Raw genomic sequence first — 20447 nt, 5'->3', positions numbered from 1 at the left:
GCTGGCCAGAAAAATTGTTTTGCAGACCGGAAAAACTCTCCGGAAGACCGGAAAAGTTTCTTCGCTGGCCAGAAAAATTGTTTTGCAGACTGGAAAAACTCTCTGGAAGACTGGAAAACTTCCACATACGGTTATCTCCCAATCAAGTTTATCTGTCACCCCAACTACTCTCGTTTAATTGCCGCTCCAGTCGTATACTCAAAAACTAACCAATATGTAATTAACCAAATGTTTAACCATAAATTAAAAATCTATGCAAAAACCAAAATTAAGTACGTCGCACAGTAAATATAGCGACGCCGAATTGGAAGTAAAAACAGCAGGGGTTATTGCTGGCCTTACCAACAACCCTGGATTTCCAACTCCAATTCCTACGCTAGAAGAGATCAAAATTGCCCTCGAGGCCTTTAGCATCTCTGTAGTGAAAGCCAGAGAAGGCGGCAAAACAGAAACCTTAGTGCGAGACCAAAAACGTAAAGTCCTCACCGATTTATTGGAGAAATTGGCCCTTTATGTGCAACTCACCTCTGATGACGAGGCTGTTTTATCAAGCTCTGGTTTTTCGTTGGCCAAAACTCCAGAACCTATCGGCATTTTAACCAAGCCGCAAGGGTTTAGCGTACACCCTGAAATGCCAGGAACGATTAAAGTGATGCTCAATGCCATTAAAGGCGCTGGCAGCTACCTGTACGAAAACCGCAAAAAGGGAGAAGAGATTTGGAGAGTAACCGTGCATACTAAAAGTAACCTGTTAATTACAGGCTTAGAAAGTGGTGTGCTGTATGAGTTCAGGGTGGCTGGCGTTGGCAGCGATCCGCAAAGGGTTTATAGTGATATATTGAGCAGCTATATCCTGTAACCCCCGCCAATAAAAGTAGAGGGAACTGGATAATATTCGGTTATTTATCCGTTCCCCTACTATTGGCATTATTTCAATTAGGTGCCACAATAAGCAAAGCTCTAGTTGGCCAGAAATCACCACACTCTCTTCCTCTACGAGAGATGAAGGGGCTGTACCATCATTCTAAATACTATCATCCAGCTACTAAATACCAAATCAACATTCTCTAAAAACCCAAGATGGTTATCTTTACCGCAAATCATCTCATTTTAAGAAATGGCACTTAGCGTATTTAATTGGAGTGGCGGAAAAGACAGCTGTTTGGCCTTGCACCATATTTTGCAGAACCAAGATTTCGAAGTGAAATACCTCCTCACCACCGTCAATGATGCCTACCATCGGGTGAACATGCATGGCGTACGAGAAAGCCTGTTGATCCAACAAACCAATAGTTTAGAAATCCCCCTACATCAGGTGAGGTTACCTGAAATGCCCGACATGGCCACTTATGAGCAAGAGATGAACCAGCATTTAATGCAACTCAAAGTGGAGGGGATTACCCATGCCATTTTTGGCGATTTGTTCTTGGCCGACTTAAAAGCCTACCGCGAAAGCAAACTTGCCGAAATAGGTCTCATCGCCGAATTTCCATTATGGAATAGAGATACCAGAGAAGTGTTGAAAGAGTTTCTCTCGCTCGGTTACCGAACCATCGTCGTTTGTGCCCAACAAGGCCTTGAAGATTTTTGCGGCCGCATCATTGATGAGCAATTCATGGATGATCTTCCACCGGGCATAGATCCCTGTGGCGAAAATGGAGAGTTTCATACTTTCGTATTTGATGGCCCCATGTTTAAGAAGCCTATTGATTTCAGGTTGGGAGAAAAGGTATTCAAGACCTTTCCCTCGCCTGCAGGAGAAAGTCCGCAAGGGTACTGGTACGTAGATTTAATTGAAATTTAGACCGCTTGCAGGCAAAATCTAAAATCGTAAATCCAAAATCGTAAATCAATTCGTACTTTTGCCGCTTAAACATTTAATAAATATGTTAAGAACAACTACTTGCGGTGCTTTGAGCCTTGAAAATTTGGGCGAAAATGTCACCTTGTGCGGCTGGATGCAGAACTCTAGGGATTTGGGCGGAATGACGTTTATCGACATCCGCGATCGTTATGGAATTACCCAATTGGTATTTAACATGAACGACAATGCCGATTTGTGCCAGCAAGCCCGTGAGCTTGGTCGCGAATATGTGATTAAAGTGACTGGGGCAGTGGTTGAACGTACCAATAAAAATAAAGAAATTGCTACGGGCGATATCGAAATCAAGGTGGCATCGTTAGAGATTTTGAATGCGGCGAAATTGCCACCTTTCTTAATTGCCGACGAAACCGACGGTGGCGACGATTTGCGCATGAAATACCGTTACTTGGATTTACGCCGTAACCCTGTGCGTAACAACATGGTGTTGCGTCATAGAATGGCACAATCGGTACGCAGGTATTTAGATGGTTTGGATTTTATTGAGGTAGAAACGCCTGTTTTAATTAAATCGACGCCAGAAGGTGCCCGCGATTTTGTGGTGCCTAGCCGTATGAACCCAGGTGAATTTTACGCCTTGCCACAATCGCCACAAACCTTTAAGCAATTATTGATGGTTTCTGGTTTCGACAGGTATTTCCAGATTGTGAAATGCTTTAGAGATGAAGATTTGCGTGCCGACAGACAGCCTGAGTTTACGCAAATTGACTGCGAGATGTCCTTTGTAGAGCAAGAAGATATTTTAAACACTTTCGAAGGTTTGATCAGAACCTTGTTCAAAGAGATTAAAGGCATTGATTTGCCAGAAGTTCCTCGCATGCAGTACAGCGATGCGATGCGTTTATATGGTTCTGATAAGCCAGATACGCGTTTCGAAATGCTTTTTGTGGAGTTGAATGATATCGTTAAAGGAAAAGATTTTCCTGTTTTCGATAATGCTGAACTGGTAGTAGGGATTAATGCCAAAGGTTGCGCACACTACACCCGCAAGCAGTTGGATGAGTTAACGGATTTCGTTAAACGTCCGCAAATTGGCGCTACGGGATTAATTTACATGCGTCACAATGAAGATGGTTCTTTGAAATCATCGGTAGATAAGTTCTATAACGAAGAAGAATTGCAAAAATGGTCGGCAGCATTGCAAACCCAACCAGGCGATTTGGTTTTGGTTTTAGCAGGTGCAGTGAAAGAGAAAGTTCAAAAACAAATGAACGAGCTTCGTTTGGAAATGGGTTCTCGCCTAGGCTTGCGTGATAAGGATAAGTTTGCAGCGCTTTGGGTGTTGGATTTCCCGTTGTTGGAATGGGATGAAGAAAGTGAGCGCTACCACGCCATGCACCATCCATTTACCTCGCCAAAACCAGAAGATATTGCCTTATTGGACACCAAACCTGGGAAGGTGCGGGCTAATGCTTACGACATGGTACTGAACGGCACCGAAATTGGTGGTGGTTCTATCCGTATCCATGATAAAGAAACACAGGCTTTAATGTTTAAGCATTTAGGCTTTAGTGACGAGGAAGCGAAGAAACAGTTTGGTTTCTTATTGGATGCCTTTGAATACGGCGCACCTCCACACGGCGGCTTGGCCTTCGGTTTCGACCGTTTGTGTTCTTTGTTTGCTGGTTTGGATACCATTAGAGACGTCATTGCTTTCCCTAAAAACAATTCGGGCCGCGATGTTATGATTGATAGCCCTAGTACGATTGACGATAAGCAGTTAAAGGAGTTGAAGATTAGTACGGACGCTTAATAGGTTTTTTAATATTAATATCCCGTTGTTCAAGACAAACGGGATATTAATAAAAGGATGCCTACAGGTAAATTAGTATTGGATCTAAGAAAACAAGCTTCTTATCTCCTTGTAGTTCTTGAATATTCCTAATTAACTTCATCCAATTTTGAACACTCTCAAAGGTATTTGTTATATTTTTCTTATCTCCTCCGCGTTGAAGGCGAATCAAAATAAATATAAATTCATTTTTATAATCTGCAAACTCATGTTGATACTTTTTTAGATTACTTGAAAAGGTTTCAAAATTTAAAAGAGAGGAAGAAAATGCCTCGTTTTTAGAATGAATGATGGTATCTATTGCCCCTTCCTTGTTTATTGCTACGCCAACAGAGAAAGCATGGGCAAAGTCGATAGGATAATTTTTCTTATCAATTTCCAGCGATTTTTTTATTGCATTTGCTACAGATGTTTGAGAATAACACTTTAACGGAATAAAAAATAAGAAAGCAAACGATAGGTAGATAAGCTTCATAACGAGATTGTTGATTTATTCTAAAATATGAAACCTGATTTAAAATCTCAAATAATTTTCGTTTTTTGGATCAGCAACTACTAGTTGATAGCGCATAAAAAAGTCCCAGAAGTGTGGGACTTTTTGTTTAATAAAACATTAAAACTTATATGACAGCGTGGTTAAAAACTGACGTGGCGGAATCGGGTTTACACTATAGTTTTCGTGAACGAAGTAGTTCAGCTCATTCGTGATATTTGACAATTTACCTAACAATGAAAGTTTTTTCCATGAGTAACCAGCAGATAAATCTATAGTGGTAAAACCTTTCAAAGGAATTATTCCACTAGACGAACCATTTTTGGTTGTGTTTCTACCGCCATTTCTATCGCCAGTGTAAAATGCCGAAGCACCTAATTTCAAGCCTTTAATTGCACCATTTTGCAGCGTATAAAATATAGTTGCATTTGCCGTATTTTTTGTTGTACCTACCAAACGCTCTCCTTCTACAATTCCAGAGGTAGCTAATGTAGATGTATAACGCATATAATTGTAACTATAACCTGCTAAAAAATTTAATCCTTTAACAATTACCCCAGATAAATCAACCTCAACACCATCGCTAGCTGTTGCTCCAGAAAACTCTCTTTTTGTAGGGTCGGCAAGTGCCGTTTGCGCAAACTTATCGTTCTTAATTTTGTAAACAGTTAGGTTTACCGATAATTTGCCTTCTAGGAAATCGTTTTTAACACCTGCCTCATATTGATCAATTATGGAAGGGCCCATAGGACCATTTGTAGCAATATCAGTCCCCGAATTAGATGTAAAATTATTAGCATAACTTACATATAATGAAGTGGTTTTAAACGGCTCATAAATTAAACCAAATTTAGGCGAAAAAGCTTTATCGATTTTATCTTTTACCGTCCCTTTAGTCTCTACTCCAGTAGCAACTGTATTTATGGTGGTGGTTGGTGTTTTTTGAAATGACCAACGAACGCCCGCTAAAACTTTAAACTGGGTTGTTAAAGCTACCAAGTCTTGTACAAATCCTCCTATTCTAAATACTTCTGCATCCGTATTAGTAAGCAAAGTAGTATTGGGCATATTAAAATTACTTGGTTGATTAAATGAACTCGGATCTGATATATTTACACGATCGTAATATGTTTTCACTCCTACTACTGGCAGAACGTTAGTAGATGCAAAACCTCCTGACGTTGTTTTAGATTGATCGGCATCAGCACCAACTAACAAAATATGTTTAATACCTGCTGTTTTAAAACCTCCTGTTAAGTTTATTTGCTGGTTAAACGTAAGTTCCTTTATATTAGACCTCGTTAAAACCCTATTCCAAAAGCCATTAGCATCCGCGGCAGGGCGTTCAGCTGAGAAATAATCTCTATCATAAGATTGAATTGATATGTTTACATTTAATTTCCAATCATTATTAAATTTATGATTTAACACCAATTGTCCTGTGGCTGTATTTGTTTTATTATAAGCCCAGTTTGTGTTAATAAAAACGTTTCTACCTAAAGAGTTTAGTTTATTACCAATAGTACCTAAACCAAAATCAGGAGTAAAATCGCTATTTAAATAATCTCCTTGTAGAAGGATTTCTGTTTTATCATTTACTTTGTAAAGTAATGAGGGATTTACATAAACCCTTTTAGATTTTACGTTATCTCTAAAGCTTCCCGCTTCCTCACCTGTTGCAATTAATCTAATCGCTACTTTTTCATCAAGAGGTGTATAAAAATCAACAATACCTTTGTATTGATCGTAACTTCCCGTACGGAAAGATGCTTCCCCACCCGTTCTATCAAATCTTGGTTTCTTGGTCACCATATTTACTACAGCTCCTCCTGTTACACCACCATATAACAAAGCAGCACTACCTTTTAGCACTTCAACAGACTCCAAAGTACTTGCTTCGGGGCTTCCGCCAATGCTGGTACGTGCGCCATTTTTGAAAATATTATTGGAACCCAAACTATATCCTCTGGCGTAAAAGTTTTCGCCTACGCCGCCACGATTGGCACCCAGCGCTACACCATTCACATTCCTCATCACATCTCCTAGCCTATCTACTTGCTGATCTCGGATCACCTGATTGGTAATAATTTGCACTGATTGTGGCAAATCTCTCGGAGGGATGGCTACTTTGCCTAGCGTAGTAGGTTTGCTGTTAGATGACTTATAAGCGCTAATTGCCACTTCTTGCAGTTGCGAGGCCGATTCAGCAATCACTATAGTATTCGTCTCATTCTCACCTTCTTTTACTCGCACTTCTATTTGCATGGTTTTAATGCCTACCGCCGAGATTCGCAATTGATAGGTACCAGCTGTCAGGTTTCTGAAGATAAAGCGTCCGTTTTCATCCGTTTGGGTAGAGACACTTTTTAAGCTTACCGTAACATGGCTGGCTGCGCTACCATCGTTGGTTTTAACCGTACCAGAAAGGGTTGATTTAGTTTTTTGCGCAAATACCGTTATCGAAAATACGGCTAGCAACAGGTACACGCATAGCATAGATGTAAATTTTGTCTTCATTTTTATTTAGATTAAATCTTGATAGCGCAAAGGTAAAATCGAAACCCGTCTTTGTCAAGAGATTTTTACAATTAAATTAAAAGGAGATTGGAATGCCTAACAAAACCTGGTCAAGAGCCGTTTTCGGCATTTCTGATTTTGCTTTCTTTTGCGAAGAACAGGCCATGCCGAATGCGAAAGGCATATAATCCTTAGCAGTAAGTTGCTTCGTGCCTCGCAATGACGACCTTGTCTAATCAGTCGTCAACGTCATTTCGACCGCAGCGCAGTGAGTGGAGAAATCTTTCGAGTAGGTTTATACTTCAATAATTAACGTGAATTAGGGATAGTAACAAAATCGCTAGATCTCTCCTATCGTCGAGATGACGGATACGTGGTCATTGCAAAAAACGGGTGCCAGCCTAAAGCGAAAGTAGGTAAAACCATTGTTGTAAGATTGCTTCGTGCCTCGCAATGACGGCTATATATCAACCAACCACCTAGCCAAAAAAAGCCCCGATGGTTTACATCGGGGCCTTTTTATACTTTAAGCCAATATCATCTCAATATGCGGGATATCATCTTCCAAGTACTCATCGCTATCCTTCACAAAGCCAAAGCTTTCATAAAACTTCTTTAGATAAAGCTGTGCACCTATTCTAATGGGACGCTTACCATGGGTTTCATAAACCTTCTCAATGCTTTTCTCCATCAGGGTAATCCCTGCCCCTATGCCTCTATATCTGGAATTGGTCAGTACACGCCCAATGCTTGCCTCTGCGAAAGAAATTCCCGCAGGCACAATCCGTGTGTAGGCAACAAGGTTATCGCTGTCCCAAGCCATTAAATGGTGGCATTTTAAATCCTTTCCATCAAGGTCCTGATAATTGCATTGCTGCTCAATCACGAAAACCTCGCTACGCAGACTTAATATCGTATATAACTCCTGTTTGGAGAGTTCCTCGAAATGTTTGTAGGTCCAGTTAAGTGTGGGCACTTTTATGATTTTGAATGAGTAAATGATAAAATAATTGAATTTTTATAGGCTCAAATCTTCGGACTTCTATGCCAAGTTTCTACCCGCATTCACAATACCATAAACGGTTCTAATGGCCAGCTTTTCGTAGGCTTGCTGTTTCTCCTCACTTAAATCTCCTTGCAACTTATCCAAGGCAAAGTGTTGGATCAATACCAGCGGCAAGATGATCTTCTCACGTACGGCAATAGATTTCTTCTCTACCGGATAGTTTTCCATTAACGTTTCATGACCAGTCAATTTTAACAACATGGCTTTAGAAAGTTCGAACTCTGCATGTAACTGTTTCCAGAAAGAACCAAATGTAGGATCATTAGCCAAATAAGCGGTGATCTCGAAATCAGACTTACTCATTGACATGATACAGTTATCAACAATAGTTTTAAAATAGCCCGACTGCTGATAGGTTTTTTGCACCTGCGCCCAATTGCCTAAATCTTCTTGCGTTTTTAAAGCCGTTCCTACACCATAAAAACCTGGAACATTTTGCTTTAATTGGCTCCACGAGGTTACAAAACCGATGGCACGCAAGTCGTCCAACTTCAATTTAGTGCCTGCATTTCTTTTTACAGGCCTGCTGCTGATGGTAATTTTAGACAATAGGCTCAATGGCGAAAGTTTCTCCAAATACTCCAAAAATAAGGGGTCGTTACGCAAAGCGATGTAGGCATCGTAGCTATCTTTGGCCATTTGGTTAAGGATATCGAAGTTTTCTTTATCCAAAAGCACGTTGTGCTTACTTTTTACACCCGAAGAAATACCTGCGTTGATTAACTGTTCAATGTTAAAAGTGGCACTGTCCACCGATCCGTATTGCGAACTGATGGTTTGACCCTGCACCGTAAGTTGAATATTTTTATTGGCAATTTCTTTACCCATCGAGGCGTAAAAACGATGTGTTTTACCACCACCACGCGCTGGAGGGCCACCCCTACCATCAAAAAATGCCAATTGAATGTTATGCTCTTCTGCTACCTTGGTTAAAGCCACTTTTGCCGTAAAAATAGACCAGTTGGCCATTAAATAACCGCCATCTTTGGTGCTATCAGAAAAACCCAACATAATGTGTTGTTTCCCGCCTCGCAGTGCCAAATGCTTTTGATAAAAAGGATGCGTGTAAAGTCTTTTCATGATTTCTCCCGCTCCCGAAAGGTCATTAACCGTTTCGAACAAAGGCACAAAATCAATGCTTAGGTTTTCAGCTTCCCAGCCATTCCATAAGAAAAGCTCCATCAATTGCAAAATATCACTTGCTTGCTGACAGTTACTGATGATGAAACGATGGCAAGCTTCTTCACCATTTTTTTGCTGGATGTCTTTAATTTCTGCAATGGTTTGCAAAGCATCTTTAATCAGGTCATCCTGTTCATCTGCATAAATAATCTTGGCCGTTCTTAACGAAATCGTTTTTAGCTTCTCCTCTTCAGAAAGCTCGCCATAGTTTTCGGCATATAAAGAATTGATTGGCTTTTGCGACCTGCAATATTCATGCACCTTGCGCAACACCCTGCTGTCTTGTCTAATATCCAATGAAGCGAAATAGCAACGATAAAGCTCCACTTTTCTTAACAAATCCTGCACAATGTTGGCAAACAAACCATCGTGGTACTTATTTAAAATCCCTACAATGTTGTTAAGATGTTTGATAATTTCATCTGAAATGTCCTTTTCTTCCAGCGAAGAATTAAAGGCATTTTCATAAAACACTTCTTGAAGTTTATTGATATCTTCTTCTACCCCTCTAAAGGTAATCCGTCTTTTTACATTTCTAAAATCACGATAGTAGCATCTGAATAAGATTTGTCTGAGCAATTTAGAAACTTCTAAAGTGGTTTGCGCCTTCACATTAGGGTTACCATCCCTATCGCCTCCTGGCCAAAAGCCCAGCTCAATTACCTTTTTAGGGTCGATGTGATACTCGCTCAACAACTGATTTAATCCTGTTTGAATATTGGCTGCTGCGAAATAAAACACATTCTCCAGATACCAAGCCAAACTCATCGCCTCATCTACTGGCGTTGGCGACTTTTTATTAAAGAAAGGCGTTTTGCCCAACTGCTGCAACAACTGGTTAATGGTGGTAATATCATTAGATTTAATTGCTGCCGTAAGGTCATTGATGATTCCTAAAACAGGGCCTGGGTAAAACTGCGTTGGATGAGCGGTAAGCACCAACCTTAAGGAAAACTCCTCTATCAGTTGGTCTATTTTCTCATGCAGATTTGCATCGTCATTGGCTTTTTGAAACAATGCCCTCAATGAACTCTGCTCGTCGCTGGTATTCAACTTGGTAAAAGAAGCATCTTCCACCGCATCAAAAAGTACCACTTGCCTTTCTATATACTGAATAAAGCGGAAGAGCAGGTCAATAATACTTTCCTCGCCCTTATCTTGAACGTACTTGTCAAAAAACTTCTCAATTAACGCTTCCGGTTTTTCATGGCTCTTAATACCGTCTTCACAGCTCTTGAAAAAAAGCGGCAATAACGTTCCAGTATCTTTAATTTTGTAAAACGGAAGGGTAAGAAACAAACTGTTGTACAATTCGAAACGAGAAACAACCTCGTTATTAAAATAGTATTCGCGCTGGCTGGGTTGATTTAATTGCATCCCGAAAAATAAGTATATTTAGTTTGTTACAGAAATAAAAATGGATTTTATCGAGCATTTTAATAGACATTTAACCAAAACCTAACAAGGTATTAAAAGACAGATTTGAATATATGCGAAAAAAGTTTTACCTTGTACCTATGAAAGGTTAAACAAAAATCTTTTAAAAGCATTACAAAAACCTTATACTAAAGTTTTTGTAAAAATTGTTAATTTTTTGGGATAAACGCCCCTGACCAAAAGTTGGGGGCGTTTTATTTGAGGTAGTTTTCAGGGCTTTCCTTCTATTCTAAAATTTAATCCTATTTTTAGTTAACCAAATCATTTCAGCCCGTTTCAACATGAAGTTTTTTTTGCGCCTATTGCTATTCATTGTCCTATGTTTATTTACATTATTAGCCTTTAAACCTAAAGAACAACAAAGTTGGATCAGGATTAACCTATTGGGTTATCAACCAAAATCGATCAAAGTGGCCGTTTGGGCAAGCAAAGGAACAACGCTTCCAAAAAATTTCGAACTGGTGGAAAAAGCTACCGGTAAAACGGTATACGCTTCGAGCAATATTAAAACCTTCGGGGCTTATGGCCCTTTTGCCAGCGCCGCCCGCTTAAACTTTTCGGAATTTAAAAAACCTGGTCGTTATTACATCAAGGTAGATGGCGTAATATCCCCAGAAGTGATTATTGGAGAAGAAGTTTATCAAAACACTGCCGATTTTGCCTTAAGATACATGCGCCAACAGCGTTGTGGCTATAATCCATTTTTAAAAGACAGTTGCCACACCCATGATGGCTTTGTGGTTTATGGAAAAGAAGGCGGACTTAAAGACAGCACACATTTTGATGCCGTGGGCGGTTGGCACGATGCTAGCGATTACCTGCAATATTCTACTACTACTGCCAATGCCGCATATCACTTATTAATGGCCTATCGAGATTTTCCAAAAGCTTTTACCGATCAAAAACTAGCAACTGGACTTGATGGTAAAAATGGCGTAGCCGATGTATTGGATGAAGCCAGATGGGGCTTAGATTTTATGATGAAAATGCATCCTTCGGCAAAAATCATGTTCAATCAACTGGCCGATGATCGGGATCATATCGCAATGCGGATCCCTAAAGAAGACAGTCAATACGGAAAAGGCTTTGAACGCCCGCTATATTTTATCGATGGAAAACCGCAGCAAAGAGGTAAGTTCATGAACGATACCAAAGGGACTAGCTCTACCGCAGCTAAATTTACCAGCGCCTTTGCTTTGGGCAGTGAGCTATTTTATGGCGCCGACGTAAATTATGCCGAAACCCTTCGCAATAAAGCGCATACGGCCTACCAATATGCCATTCAAAAAAAGGGCGTGACACAAACCGCCTCTGTAAAATCACCATACATTTATGCTGAAGACAATTGGGTGGATGATATGGAACTTGCCTTGGCCAGTCTAGAGTTTTCTCCAAAGGTTTCGGATTTAACCAAAAGTAAAAAAAGGGCTTCATCACTTGATTCTGCTTTCTTTTATGCCAAGCAAGAGCCCATTACCCCTTGGTTAATTGCGGACACGGCTAAGCATTACCAGTGGTACCCATTTATCAATTTAGGACATTACGAGTTGGCCAAACAATCGGCAGGCGACAGAAAACGAGCTCTGATCGACTACTACAAACAAGGAATTACCCATGTTTGGAACCGTGCAAAAAACAATGCCTTTTATCGTGGCGTGCCTTTTATATGGTGCAGCAACAACCTTACAGTAGCTTTTGCCATGCAATGTATGTGGTACAAACAACTGAGTGGCGACGGTGCCTTTTCTGAACTGGAACAGGCTAATTTCGATTGGCTTTTGGGCTGCAACCCTTGGGGAACTAGCATGGTTTACGGTCTGCCAAGTTGGGGCGATACGCCAACGGATCCACATTCTGCTTTTACGCATTTAGGGAAATATCCTATTGACGGCGGTTTGGTGGATGGGCCTGTTTATACCAGCATCTACAAAAACTTAATCGGGATACAGTTAACCAAGCCCGACGCTTATGCCGAATTCCAGAGTGATTTAGCGGTTTACCATGATGATTATGGCGACTACAGCACCAATGAGCCCACCATGGATGGTACGGCTTCGTTAATTTATTTACTGGCTGCTTATGATAGTAGAACCGACAAAGAGTTTACCAGCTACCAAAAGGAAAAGGGTGCAATCATTAGAGGCGACACCAAAGAAAAACGACTGGCAATTGTGTTTACCGGGGACGAATATGCGGATGGCGGGCAAAAAATCATTGCGGCATTGGATAAAGAAAAGGTCAAAGCTTCTTTCTTTTTTACGGGTAATTTTTATCGTAACACCGCCTTTGCTTCTTTCATCAAAACCGCGAAAGCAAAAGGTCATTACCTAGGTGCCCATTCAGATCAGCATTTACTTTATGCCGACTGGAAGAAAAGGGATTCGCTTTTGGTGACCAAAAAGCAGTTCGAAGATGACCTCAATGCCAATTACAAAGCGATGGAAAAATTCGGTATCGCCCGAAAATCAGCCAAGTTTTTTCTACCTCCTTTTGAGTGGTATAACCAAGCCATTGCCAACTGGACAGAAGACTTAGGATTGCAATTGATTAATTTTACTCCTGGAACGAGGTCCAATGCTGATTATACTTATCCAGAATTGGGCAAGGCTTATAGAGGCAGTGAAGAGATTTATCAATCCATCATCGACTACGAAAAGAGTCAGGGCTTAAACGGATTTATATTATTACTGCACGTGGGGACCGATCCCAGAAGAAAGGACAAGTTTTACGACAAGTTGCCTGCACTGCTAAAATACCTTAAACAAAATGGCTACAACGCTGTTCCTGTTCATCGGCTACTAGAAAAATAAGTGAAGGTGAACCAATGCGATCATTAGTGAATTGGTGAATGAACTAATTATCGAATGAGCTTGTTGGGGCTTTATTTTGTTCAAACAAATGTGTTGTTTTTCATTGAAATAACTAACTTTGCGGCAAAAGTTTTAAACATGAGCAATTCAGAAAATAAAAACAATTTTGATTGGGTTTGGTATGTAATTGGTATGGTGGCATTTGTACTTGCTTTTTCTGCCGTTACCACACACATTGGTTATCTTTTTCTAGCAGCGATCATCGGCTTAATTTTCGGTGGTGTTTTCTTGAACAAAATCGTTAAAGGAAGAGAATACTAAGTTTCTAACGCTTACTGTCTGCAAGCTATCAATCAAGATAAACAACCAACAACAATATTTTGATGAAAAAATTAGGCTTATTGATGTTCCTTTTAGCAGGAGCGCTGGCTGTAAATGCACAAAACGTAACTACAGGTGTTACTTTCCCAAAGGTAGACACCAGCCCTTTAGATGTGGTGTATTATCCATTAAACACCACTAAGTCTAAAGAGCCTATAGAACCTGTAATGCGGGTGCTATATTCTCGTCCACAGAAAAAAGGGCGAGAGATTTTTGGCGTATTAGAGCAATTCGACAAAGTTTGGCGTTTAGGGGCTAATGAAAATACAGAGATTCAGTTTTTTAAAGCCGTAACCATTGCCGGCAAAAAAATTAAAGCTGGCAGGTATAGCCTTTTTGCAATTCCTAGTAAGGATAAATGGACCATTATCATCAATAAGCAAAATGATAAATGGGGTGCCTTTTCTTATGATGAACAAAAAGATGTGCTGAGAACGGACGTAGTGGTGAACAAAATCGAGAAAAGCGTTGAAGCATTCTCCATTACTTTTATTGATGCGCCAGAGGGTGCAAACTTGGTAATGGCTTGGGACAACACACAAGTTTTTTTACCTATAGGGTTTAAGAAATAAGTTATTTAATCAACAAATAAAAAAGGGAGAATTAAAGTTCTCCCTTTTTTTGTGCTTTTCTATTTCCTTTTCTAATGAAACTATCTAAATAAATCAGCAACAGTACAGCGTTGATAAAAAAGAAGCTTCTCAATACCGTTGGACTAACGAGCTGTTCAATTTCCCTGTCCAAGCCAAACGCTGGCAGTTTTACTTGGCCAAAATCTGCTGTTGCGAAAGCATAGCCTACAACACCCAATAGGATCATCGCAAAAAAACCACCAATAGCATAAATAATACGGTGATCTACTTTGGTTTTTAAAGCTACGGGCACCATTTCATGCTGCACCTGGTCCATCACCTTGCGTGTAAAAGCCATCGAAGGTTCATCTATTTCTACATGAGTGGCCAGCTGCTTGTTAATTTCCAACAGCTGCGTGTAAAGCAGTCGCAATTCCGCATCTGTTGCCAATTTTGCTTCTATCTCTACTTTTTCTTTATCGTTACAAAAGCCATCAATGTAGTTCCAAAGTTGTTCTTCTTGCTTTGTCATATCAACTCCTTTACTTCTTCTTTTAACAAAAACTGTAATTTTTCTTTTAATCTATGTCTCGCCCTATGCAATTTTACCTTAACAGTGTTTGGGTCCATTGCCAGCGCCTGCCCTATTTCTTCCAAACTTTGCTCGCCTTTATAAAACAAGGTAATAATTGCGGCATCATCTGGCAGCAACATTTCTATCGCTTCGTTCAAATATCTATATGTCGATTTCTTCTCTACAGCATCGGCATCAAAAGAACTATCCTTATTGGCCAATTCCAAAACATGTTCTTCATCATCAATGGAGCTCGAATTTAATTTCTTCTTCCGCAGATAAGTCATTGCCGTAGTATAGGTAATGGTGTACAGCCAAGTAGAGAATTTTGAGGTTTGCTTGAAAGTTCCGAGGGCCTTATAAGCTTTTATGAAACAATCTTGTGCAATTTCCTCCGCATCCTCCCTATTTTTGGCAAAGCGCAGTGCAAGGGTAAAAACAAAACGTTGATGACGCTTTACCAACAAGGCATAATTGCCCGTATCGCCAACCAAAATGGAGTTGATAAGGTCTAAATCTGTTTCTACTTGTTGCATAGTCAACCTTATGACGCGAGGTTTTCACATCAGGTTACAGCAAATTACATCTTTTTTGGCTAATTGTAGATTTGGTTATTGATTGAAATTGGTTAATCGGTTAACTGTTTGGGACACCGATTAACCAATTTGACGATTTAAACGATTAAACAAATTAATGTGAGACGGCTTTCAAACCAATAATGGAACCTACTAAGGTGATGATAAAGAAGATCCGCCAAAAGCTCGCAGGATCCTTAAAAAAGAAAATTCCCATTAATACCGTACCAACGGCACCAATACCCGTCCAAACGGCATAAGCAGTGCCAATAGGCAATGTTTGGGTAGCCTTAATGAGTAATAGCATACTAATGGTTAACGACACCAAGAAGCCAGCAAACCACCAAGCCGCTTCAGCACCGCTGGTTTCTTTCACCTTTCCTAAACAGGAAGCGAAGGCTACTTCAAATAAGCCTGCGACAATAAGATATATCCAATTCATGATTTTCTAATTTCCTACAAAAATCCATCGTTTAGCGTTCATTTTTTTTAACAAATGATAAAAAATCAAACAATAAACAGGTTTTTTCTACTGACAGCCCTTCGCCATGAGGGAGTTGAGGGAGGATTTTCATCACAATAAATAACGTCAATGACATTTAACCGCCACTAGAAATACTTAGAGATTCCTCCTATCGTTGGAATGACAAACATAAAAAGCAAAAACTACTTTATGGCGGCTCTGATTCTGCTCAGCGATACTTGTGTAATGCCCAAATATGAAGCAATGTAGCCCAACTGCACCCGTTTTAATATTGCTGGCGAATTGACCAGTAAATCCTGGTAACGCTCTGTTGCCGTTTTAAACTGTAAGTCCATGAAACGCTGCTCCGCCTTCAGCAATTCGTATTCGGCAAATTTCCTGCCCCAGTTGGCAATATGAATATGTTGACGGTATAGCTCTTGCAGGTCTTTACTCGAAATGCGATAAAGCACTGCATTTTCAAGCAGTTCTATGCTCTCGTAACCAGGTTGATCCTTAAAAAAGCTCAAATAAGAAAGCATGACATCGCCTTCTTGTCCAAACCAAATGGTGGTTTGTCCGCGCTGGTTTTCGCAAAATGCCCGAGCAAGGCCTCCTTCTATAAAGTAAACATGATGTCCAATTTTTCCAGCAGAGATAATGAGCTTACCCTTTGCCACTTCTATACGTTGCAAGCGCGACAAAAGTAGCTCCTTCTCCACCGCTGGCAGAGGTAAAATCGAGTCAATTTGATTGGAGATGGTATTCAACGTGGTTACTTTATACGCCAATTTAATTTTTTTTGCCGAGAGTGTAACCTATTTTTTTTTGCTGTTGTCATAAACCACAGAACACGGTTCGCAACAATTGAATGTTTAACAAAAAATGATAATACCATGATAGGAGAATTAGTACCGATAGTATTGTTTGCTGGTGCATTTGCATTGGTTTTTGGCATCAGATACTTTCTAAATAAAGAAAAGATGGCCATGATAGAAAGAGGATTTGATCCAGGGGCTCGAAAATCGACACCAAAACCCTTTTTAAGTTTAAAATTTGGCTTGCTGATGGTGGGCGTGGGTTTAGGGTTATTGGTAGCATTATTTACGGTTAGGGGAGTTTTTGGTTCCGAAATGACCAATGGTGAAGAAGGACAAGCCGTAGCCCTTTATTTTGGAAGTATCTTCATTTTTGGAGGATTAGGCTTGATTACGTCTTACGTGATTGAGAAAAAGTGGCTTGACCAACAACCATAAAGCTTTTATTAAATCATCCTCTTTGAAAGTGCTATGAATTAAACTTACGAAGTTTTGAAAACTTCGTAAGTTTTTTATTTGGGGCTATTTTTTCTTCCGTTTAACCGCTTTAAGAAATTGGATGAGTACTGTTTCATCATTTTTCAAAGCCTTTTTCTCGTCTTTTTCGTCTAAAGCAATTCGTTTCAGGTAACGCTGCAAATCTCCTGCCTCAAAGGCTTCTAATAAAATTGGATAAACATAAGCACTCTTACAAACCGCCCTTGTATTTCCAAGTTTAGCTGCTACACAATCCAAGGCGGTTACTACCAGTTTTTTAGCGGAAACTTCTGGATTTTGGTTGGTGCAAATGGCCAATTGCCGCATCGCTTCCAATGTTCCGCCCCATGTTCTAAAATCTTTTGCGGTAAAATCGTCTTCGGTTATTTCTCTGATGTATTGATTGATCATTCCAGAATCTACGGCCTTTCTTTGATCATCTTCCGTGTAAAACTGAAATAGATCTTGTCCTGGAATATCCTTACAACGCTTCACTAGCTTAATTAGTCGTTTATCTGTTAAACGTACTTCTTGCTTCACACCTTTCTTTCCTACAAAACACAAGAAAGTTCCGTTATTTTTTTGCTTAACATGCTTATCCTTCAAGGTACTTAAGCCATAGCTATTGTAGCTTCTTTCATAAGCCACTGTTCCTATTCTTATCAAAGTATCTTGCAATACAGCCACACAAATCGCTAGTACCTTTCTATCATCCAGATTTTTTCTTCGCAAATCTTTTTCTACCTGTTTACGCGCTTTCGGTAAAGCCTTTCCAAACTCTAAGAGCCTAAAATATTTTTGATCCGAACGTCTGTTTACCCAATCTGGGTGATAACGATATTGCTTCCTACCTGCTACGTCAGTGCCAATGGCTTGCAGATAGCCATTCTTTCTTGGCGAAATCCAAACCTCTGTCCACGCAGGAGGCAACACGAGCTTTTGAATACGTTCTAAAGTAATGCTATCGGTTATTTTATGGCCTTTATCATCTTCATAATTGAATTTTCCAGGCTTTCCCTTCCGATAGATCCCTCCTTTTTCGGGGCTTACAAAAACTAAATGGCTATCATTGATGACATCGACGGTGCTTACCATAATTACAATTTATGGCAACAACAAAAAGGGAGATGAAATAGTTTGAGTTAGGCTTGGGGCTTGGGCAAAATAGCGACGGTTAGACGGCTTACACAATTCATTTTTCCTTTATCCGTATATAGTTTTATTTCCCACAGATGGGTTTTCCCGCCGATATGTAGGGGCTTACAAACTCCTTTTACAAAACCAGAACTTACTGGTCTAATATGGTTGGCATTGACTTCCAAACCTACGGCAATCTGTTTATTGGGATCAATACACATATAAGAAGCAATACTTCCCAAGGTTTCAGCCAACACCACAGACGCACCTCCATGCAAAATGCCCGCAGGTTGATGGGTACGTTCATCAACAGGCATGGTAGCAACCAGATAATCTTCGCCAACTTCCGTAAACTCTATCCCCAACAATGCGCCTATATGATTTTTAGGACGACTATTCAACATTTCGGGTGTAAATTCTTTAAACCAAATCATGTGTTTAAGTTAAACGTCAAAAATAAACTCAAAAGTCAGTTGTACAAGTTAAGATTGTGATTTTATAATTTCCAGCATTACAACCTTTAAACCTTACAACAACATCCTTTACAAATATCTCTCTACAATCACCTTTTGATGGTGCATGACATGCCCAGCGAGAATAAAAACCAATGCTCTTACCGAAATCTCATTGCCATTGGCATTACCAAACCTGTTCAATTCCTCTTCGTTAAGAGATTTTAGTAAAAACAGGTTTGACTTCCTTAACGAAACAAATTCCTCGCATAAACTTTCTAGACTGCGATCTTTAAAGTGAGCGTTGATCACATATTGATCCTCATCAAAGCCAGGAATAGCTGCTTTCTCTCCCCTTGCAAAACAGGTTAAGCGGAAAACCATAATGCGCTCGGTATCTATAATATGGCCAAACATTTCTTTAATGGTCCATTTGCCTGGCGCATAAGCATAGTCGGCCTTATCGGCATTGCTTGTCACAAATTGTGCAAAGGCTTCGGCTTGTGTGCTTAGGATTTCCAGCACATCTCCATCAACAAGATTGATATATCCGCTATACCATTGGGGATAATCCTCGGTTTGTGGTCGGTTCATATGTAATACTACTTTTTAAAACAATTCTGAAGGTTGTTCCCTTTCCAAGCTCGGAGTCTTTCACAAAGATTTGTCCTTTGTGATAATTCTCCACAATTCTCTTAGTTAAGGTTAAACCCAAACCCCAACCTCTTTTTCTAGTGGTGTAACCTGGCTGAAATACGGTATCAAATTTAGAGCGGGGAATACCCTTTCCAGTATCTGTGACATCAATCAACACTTCTTCTTTTGCTAGGTTTTCGATGATGTTGATGGTAATTGTGCCATCATTATCTATGGCATTTACCGCATTTTTGAGTAGATTCTCTATCACCCAATCAAACAACGGCGCTGATAACATTGCCCTTACCTGGGTGTCTCCAGTAATTACAAAATTGATTTTATCTGAAGCACGAACCCTAAAATACTGTACAAAATTATTGATGATGATGTAAACGACATGGTCTTCCAATATGGGCATTGAGCCAATTTTAGAGAACCGATCCGCAATGATTTCTAACCGCTGAATATCATTTTCCATCTCAGCCACCAGCGGATCTTCTTCGGCATCGAACCGGGTTTTAATCAATTCTACCCAAGCCATTAGTGATGATATCGGTGTCCCTAATTGATGGGCCGTTTCTTTGGCCATCCCCACAAACTCCTGATCTCGCTCTGCTTTTCTTGCAGCACTAAAACCCACATAAGCGGTAATTAAGAAAAGTGCAATTACGCCCAATTGGATGTAAGGGAAATACCTTAACTGTGTCAAAATGTTCGAATCTTTATAGTAGGCAATAAGCTCCTCTTCATTAATACCCTTCATTTTGGCCGGCTTATGCTGCTCCTTCATTTTCTGTAGCTGCTTGGCAAAATATACGGTGTCGTAATGCTTCGATTTGTTATCGGGATATAAGGTTTTGGTGGTATCCAACCCATCCCACAAATAAATGGAACCATCTATTCTGGTGATGATTACATCCATTTTATTGTTCTTTTTAATGGTTTCAAAAACGTCGGTCAACTGTTCGTTGTCGTACATTTTCATTCTTTGCTCTGCTACTTTAATCCAAAGCAAAAACTGCGTTCCTTCTTCCCGCTCCATTTTTTGCACAAAAAAATTGGTGTAAGCTACGGATGCAAAACCAATCACGCCTGCAAATACCAATAAAAATAATTTCCAACGAAGCTTTTTCTGATACGGGTTCATTTCTTGAGCCAAAATACAATATCAGAACGGAAAAAC

19 protein-coding genes are annotated in these 20447 nt (G+C 39.9%); 7 read left to right on the top strand and 12 right to left on the bottom strand.

The window, feature by feature from the left end:
• Positions 1–253 precede the first annotated feature (253 nt).
• The 3 genes from DUT70_RS12300 to aspS all read left to right on the top strand — a co-directional run bounded on the left by DUT70_RS12300 (position 254) and on the right by aspS (position 3635).
• On the top strand, positions 254–859 hold the full coding sequence (locus DUT70_RS12300; RefSeq protein ID WP_113647628.1) for a fibronectin type III domain-containing protein: 606 nt from the start codon (positions 254–256) through the stop codon (positions 857–859).
• Between the two features lie 258 nt (positions 860–1117).
• Positions 1118–1804, top strand: a complete 687-nt coding sequence (locus DUT70_RS12295; RefSeq protein ID WP_113647627.1) for a Dph6-related ATP pyrophosphatase — start codon at positions 1118–1120, stop codon at positions 1802–1804.
• A gap of 82 nt (positions 1805–1886) precedes the next feature.
• On the top strand, positions 1887–3635 hold the full coding sequence (gene aspS / locus DUT70_RS12290; protein ID WP_113647626.1) for an aspartate--tRNA ligase: 1749 nt from the start codon (positions 1887–1889) through the stop codon (positions 3633–3635).
• Between the two features lie 61 nt (positions 3636–3696).
• Here the strand turns inward: aspS and DUT70_RS12285 are convergent, their stop codons facing one another.
• The 4 genes from DUT70_RS12285 to DUT70_RS12270 all read right to left on the bottom strand — a co-directional run bounded on the left by DUT70_RS12285 (position 3697) and on the right by DUT70_RS12270 (position 10309).
• Positions 3697–4149, bottom strand: coding sequence for a hypothetical protein (locus DUT70_RS12285; protein ID WP_113647625.1), 453 nt, complete (start codon positions 4147–4149; stop codon positions 3697–3699).
• Between the two features lie 138 nt (positions 4150–4287).
• Positions 4288–6684, bottom strand: coding sequence for a TonB-dependent receptor (locus DUT70_RS12280; protein WP_113647624.1), 2397 nt, complete (start codon positions 6682–6684; stop codon positions 4288–4290).
• Between the two features lie 526 nt (positions 6685–7210).
• On the bottom strand, positions 7211–7660 hold the full coding sequence (locus DUT70_RS12275; RefSeq protein WP_113647623.1) for a GNAT family N-acetyltransferase: 450 nt from the start codon (positions 7658–7660) through the stop codon (positions 7211–7213).
• Positions 7661–7726: 66 nt separating this feature from the next.
• Positions 7727–10309, bottom strand: coding sequence for a phosphoenolpyruvate carboxylase (locus DUT70_RS12270; protein WP_113647622.1), 2583 nt, complete (start codon positions 10307–10309; stop codon positions 7727–7729).
• A 341-nt stretch (positions 10310–10650) separates the two neighbouring features.
• Between DUT70_RS12270 and DUT70_RS12265 the strand changes: the two genes are divergently transcribed.
• The 3 genes from DUT70_RS12265 to DUT70_RS12255 all read left to right on the top strand — a co-directional run bounded on the left by DUT70_RS12265 (position 10651) and on the right by DUT70_RS12255 (position 14132).
• On the top strand, positions 10651–13179 hold the full coding sequence (locus DUT70_RS12265; protein WP_113647621.1) for a glycoside hydrolase family 9 protein: 2529 nt from the start codon (positions 10651–10653) through the stop codon (positions 13177–13179).
• Positions 13180–13317: 138 nt separating this feature from the next.
• Positions 13318–13500, top strand: coding sequence for a hypothetical protein (locus DUT70_RS12260; RefSeq protein ID WP_113647746.1), 183 nt, complete (start codon positions 13318–13320; stop codon positions 13498–13500).
• 62 nt (positions 13501–13562) lie between these two features.
• Complete coding sequence (locus DUT70_RS12255) at positions 13563–14132, top strand: DUF2911 domain-containing protein (protein ID WP_113647620.1); 570 nt, start codon at positions 13563–13565, stop codon at positions 14130–14132.
• A 31-nt stretch (positions 14133–14163) separates the two neighbouring features.
• On the opposite strand, the gene DUT70_RS12250 is transcribed toward DUT70_RS12255, so the two are convergent.
• The 4 genes from DUT70_RS12250 to DUT70_RS12235 all read right to left on the bottom strand — a co-directional run bounded on the left by DUT70_RS12250 (position 14164) and on the right by DUT70_RS12235 (position 16535).
• Positions 14164–14664 carry an anti-sigma factor family protein gene (locus tag DUT70_RS12250; RefSeq protein ID WP_113647619.1) on the bottom strand — a complete coding sequence of 167 codons (501 nt, stop codon included), beginning with the start codon at positions 14662–14664 and terminating at the stop codon, positions 14164–14166.
• On the bottom strand, positions 14661–15242 hold the full coding sequence (locus DUT70_RS12245) for an RNA polymerase sigma factor (RefSeq protein ID WP_113647745.1): 582 nt from the start codon (positions 15240–15242) through the stop codon (positions 14661–14663). Before DUT70_RS12245 ends, DUT70_RS12250 begins: the two co-directional genes overlap by 4 nt.
• Before the next feature lie 154 nt (positions 15243–15396).
• Positions 15397–15723 carry a DMT family transporter gene (locus tag DUT70_RS12240; protein WP_113647618.1) on the bottom strand — a complete coding sequence of 109 codons (327 nt, stop codon included), beginning with the start codon at positions 15721–15723 and terminating at the stop codon, positions 15397–15399.
• Between the two features lie 224 nt (positions 15724–15947).
• Positions 15948–16535, bottom strand: coding sequence for a Crp/Fnr family transcriptional regulator (locus DUT70_RS12235; protein ID WP_205529790.1), 588 nt, complete (start codon positions 16533–16535; stop codon positions 15948–15950).
• 105 nt (positions 16536–16640) lie between these two features.
• Between DUT70_RS12235 and DUT70_RS12230 the strand changes: the two genes are divergently transcribed.
• Positions 16641–17000, top strand: coding sequence for a DUF6249 domain-containing protein (locus tag DUT70_RS12230; protein WP_113647617.1), 360 nt, complete (start codon positions 16641–16643; stop codon positions 16998–17000).
• A gap of 84 nt (positions 17001–17084) precedes the next feature.
• Here the strand turns inward: DUT70_RS12230 and DUT70_RS12225 are convergent, their stop codons facing one another.
• The 4 genes from DUT70_RS12225 to DUT70_RS12210 form a co-directional block, all read right to left on the bottom strand.
• Positions 17085–18134 (bottom strand): DNA topoisomerase IB, encoded by a 1050-nt coding sequence (locus DUT70_RS12225; protein ID WP_113647616.1) that lies wholly within the window; start codon positions 18132–18134, stop codon positions 17085–17087.
• A gap of 47 nt (positions 18135–18181) precedes the next feature.
• Complete coding sequence (locus DUT70_RS12220; RefSeq protein ID WP_113647615.1) at positions 18182–18610, bottom strand: hotdog fold thioesterase; 429 nt, start codon at positions 18608–18610, stop codon at positions 18182–18184.
• Positions 18611–18718: 108 nt separating this feature from the next.
• Entirely contained in the window at positions 18719–19222 is a 504-nt protein-coding gene (locus tag DUT70_RS12215) for a DinB family protein (protein WP_113647614.1), read from the bottom strand.
• Entirely contained in the window at positions 19182–20411 is a 1230-nt protein-coding gene (locus DUT70_RS12210; protein WP_113647613.1) for a sensor histidine kinase, read from the bottom strand. Before DUT70_RS12210 ends, DUT70_RS12215 begins: the two co-directional genes overlap by 41 nt.
• Between the last annotated feature and the right edge of the window lie 36 nt (positions 20412–20447).

The sequence above is a fragment of the Pedobacter chitinilyticus genome, from assembly GCF_003313385.1.
GTDB classification, from domain to species: Bacteria; Bacteroidota; Bacteroidia; order Sphingobacteriales; family Sphingobacteriaceae; genus Pedobacter; species Pedobacter chitinilyticus.
The sequence above is the reverse complement of the archived record's forward strand: the minus strand, read 5'-3'. Positions and strand labels throughout refer to the sequence as shown.

Bases quoted from the DNA above. Each gene is read 5' to 3' on its own strand.
- DUT70_RS12300 (WP_113647628.1), top strand. From the start codon at position 254: ATGCAAAAACCAAAATTAAGTACGTCGCACAGTAAATATAGCGACGCC.
- DUT70_RS12295 (WP_113647627.1), top strand. From the start codon at position 1,118: ATGGCACTTAGCGTATTTAATTGGAGTGGCGGAAAAGACAGCTGTTTG.
- aspS (WP_113647626.1), top strand. From the start codon at position 1,887: ATGTTAAGAACAACTACTTGCGGTGCTTTGAGCCTTGAAAATTTGGGC.
- DUT70_RS12285 (WP_113647625.1), bottom strand. From the start codon at position 4,149: ATGAAGCTTATCTACCTATCGTTTGCTTTCTTATTTTTTATTCCGTTA.
- DUT70_RS12280 (WP_113647624.1), bottom strand. From the start codon at position 6,684: ATGAAGACAAAATTTACATCTATGCTATGCGTGTACCTGTTGCTAGCC.
- DUT70_RS12270 (WP_113647622.1), bottom strand. From the start codon at position 10,309: ATGCAATTAAATCAACCCAGCCAGCGCGAATACTATTTTAATAACGAG.
- DUT70_RS12265 (WP_113647621.1), top strand. From the start codon at position 10,651: ATGAAGTTTTTTTTGCGCCTATTGCTATTCATTGTCCTATGTTTATTT.
- DUT70_RS12260 (WP_113647746.1), top strand. From the start codon at position 13,318: ATGAGCAATTCAGAAAATAAAAACAATTTTGATTGGGTTTGGTATGTA.
- DUT70_RS12255 (WP_113647620.1), top strand. From the start codon at position 13,563: ATGAAAAAATTAGGCTTATTGATGTTCCTTTTAGCAGGAGCGCTGGCT.
- DUT70_RS12250 (WP_113647619.1), bottom strand. From the start codon at position 14,664: ATGACAAAGCAAGAAGAACAACTTTGGAACTACATTGATGGCTTTTGT.
- DUT70_RS12245 (WP_113647745.1), bottom strand. From the start codon at position 15,242: ATGCAACAAGTAGAAACAGATTTAGACCTTATCAACTCCATTTTGGTT.
- DUT70_RS12240 (WP_113647618.1), bottom strand. From the start codon at position 15,723: ATGAATTGGATATATCTTATTGTCGCAGGCTTATTTGAAGTAGCCTTC.
- DUT70_RS12230 (WP_113647617.1), top strand. From the start codon at position 16,641: ATGATAGGAGAATTAGTACCGATAGTATTGTTTGCTGGTGCATTTGCA.
- DUT70_RS12225 (WP_113647616.1), bottom strand. From the start codon at position 18,134: ATGGTAAGCACCGTCGATGTCATCAATGATAGCCATTTAGTTTTTGTA.
- DUT70_RS12220 (WP_113647615.1), bottom strand. From the start codon at position 18,610: ATGATTTGGTTTAAAGAATTTACACCCGAAATGTTGAATAGTCGTCCT.
- DUT70_RS12215 (WP_113647614.1), bottom strand. From the start codon at position 19,222: ATGAACCGACCACAAACCGAGGATTATCCCCAATGGTATAGCGGATAT.
- DUT70_RS12210 (WP_113647613.1), bottom strand. From the start codon at position 20,411: ATGAACCCGTATCAGAAAAAGCTTCGTTGGAAATTATTTTTATTGGTA.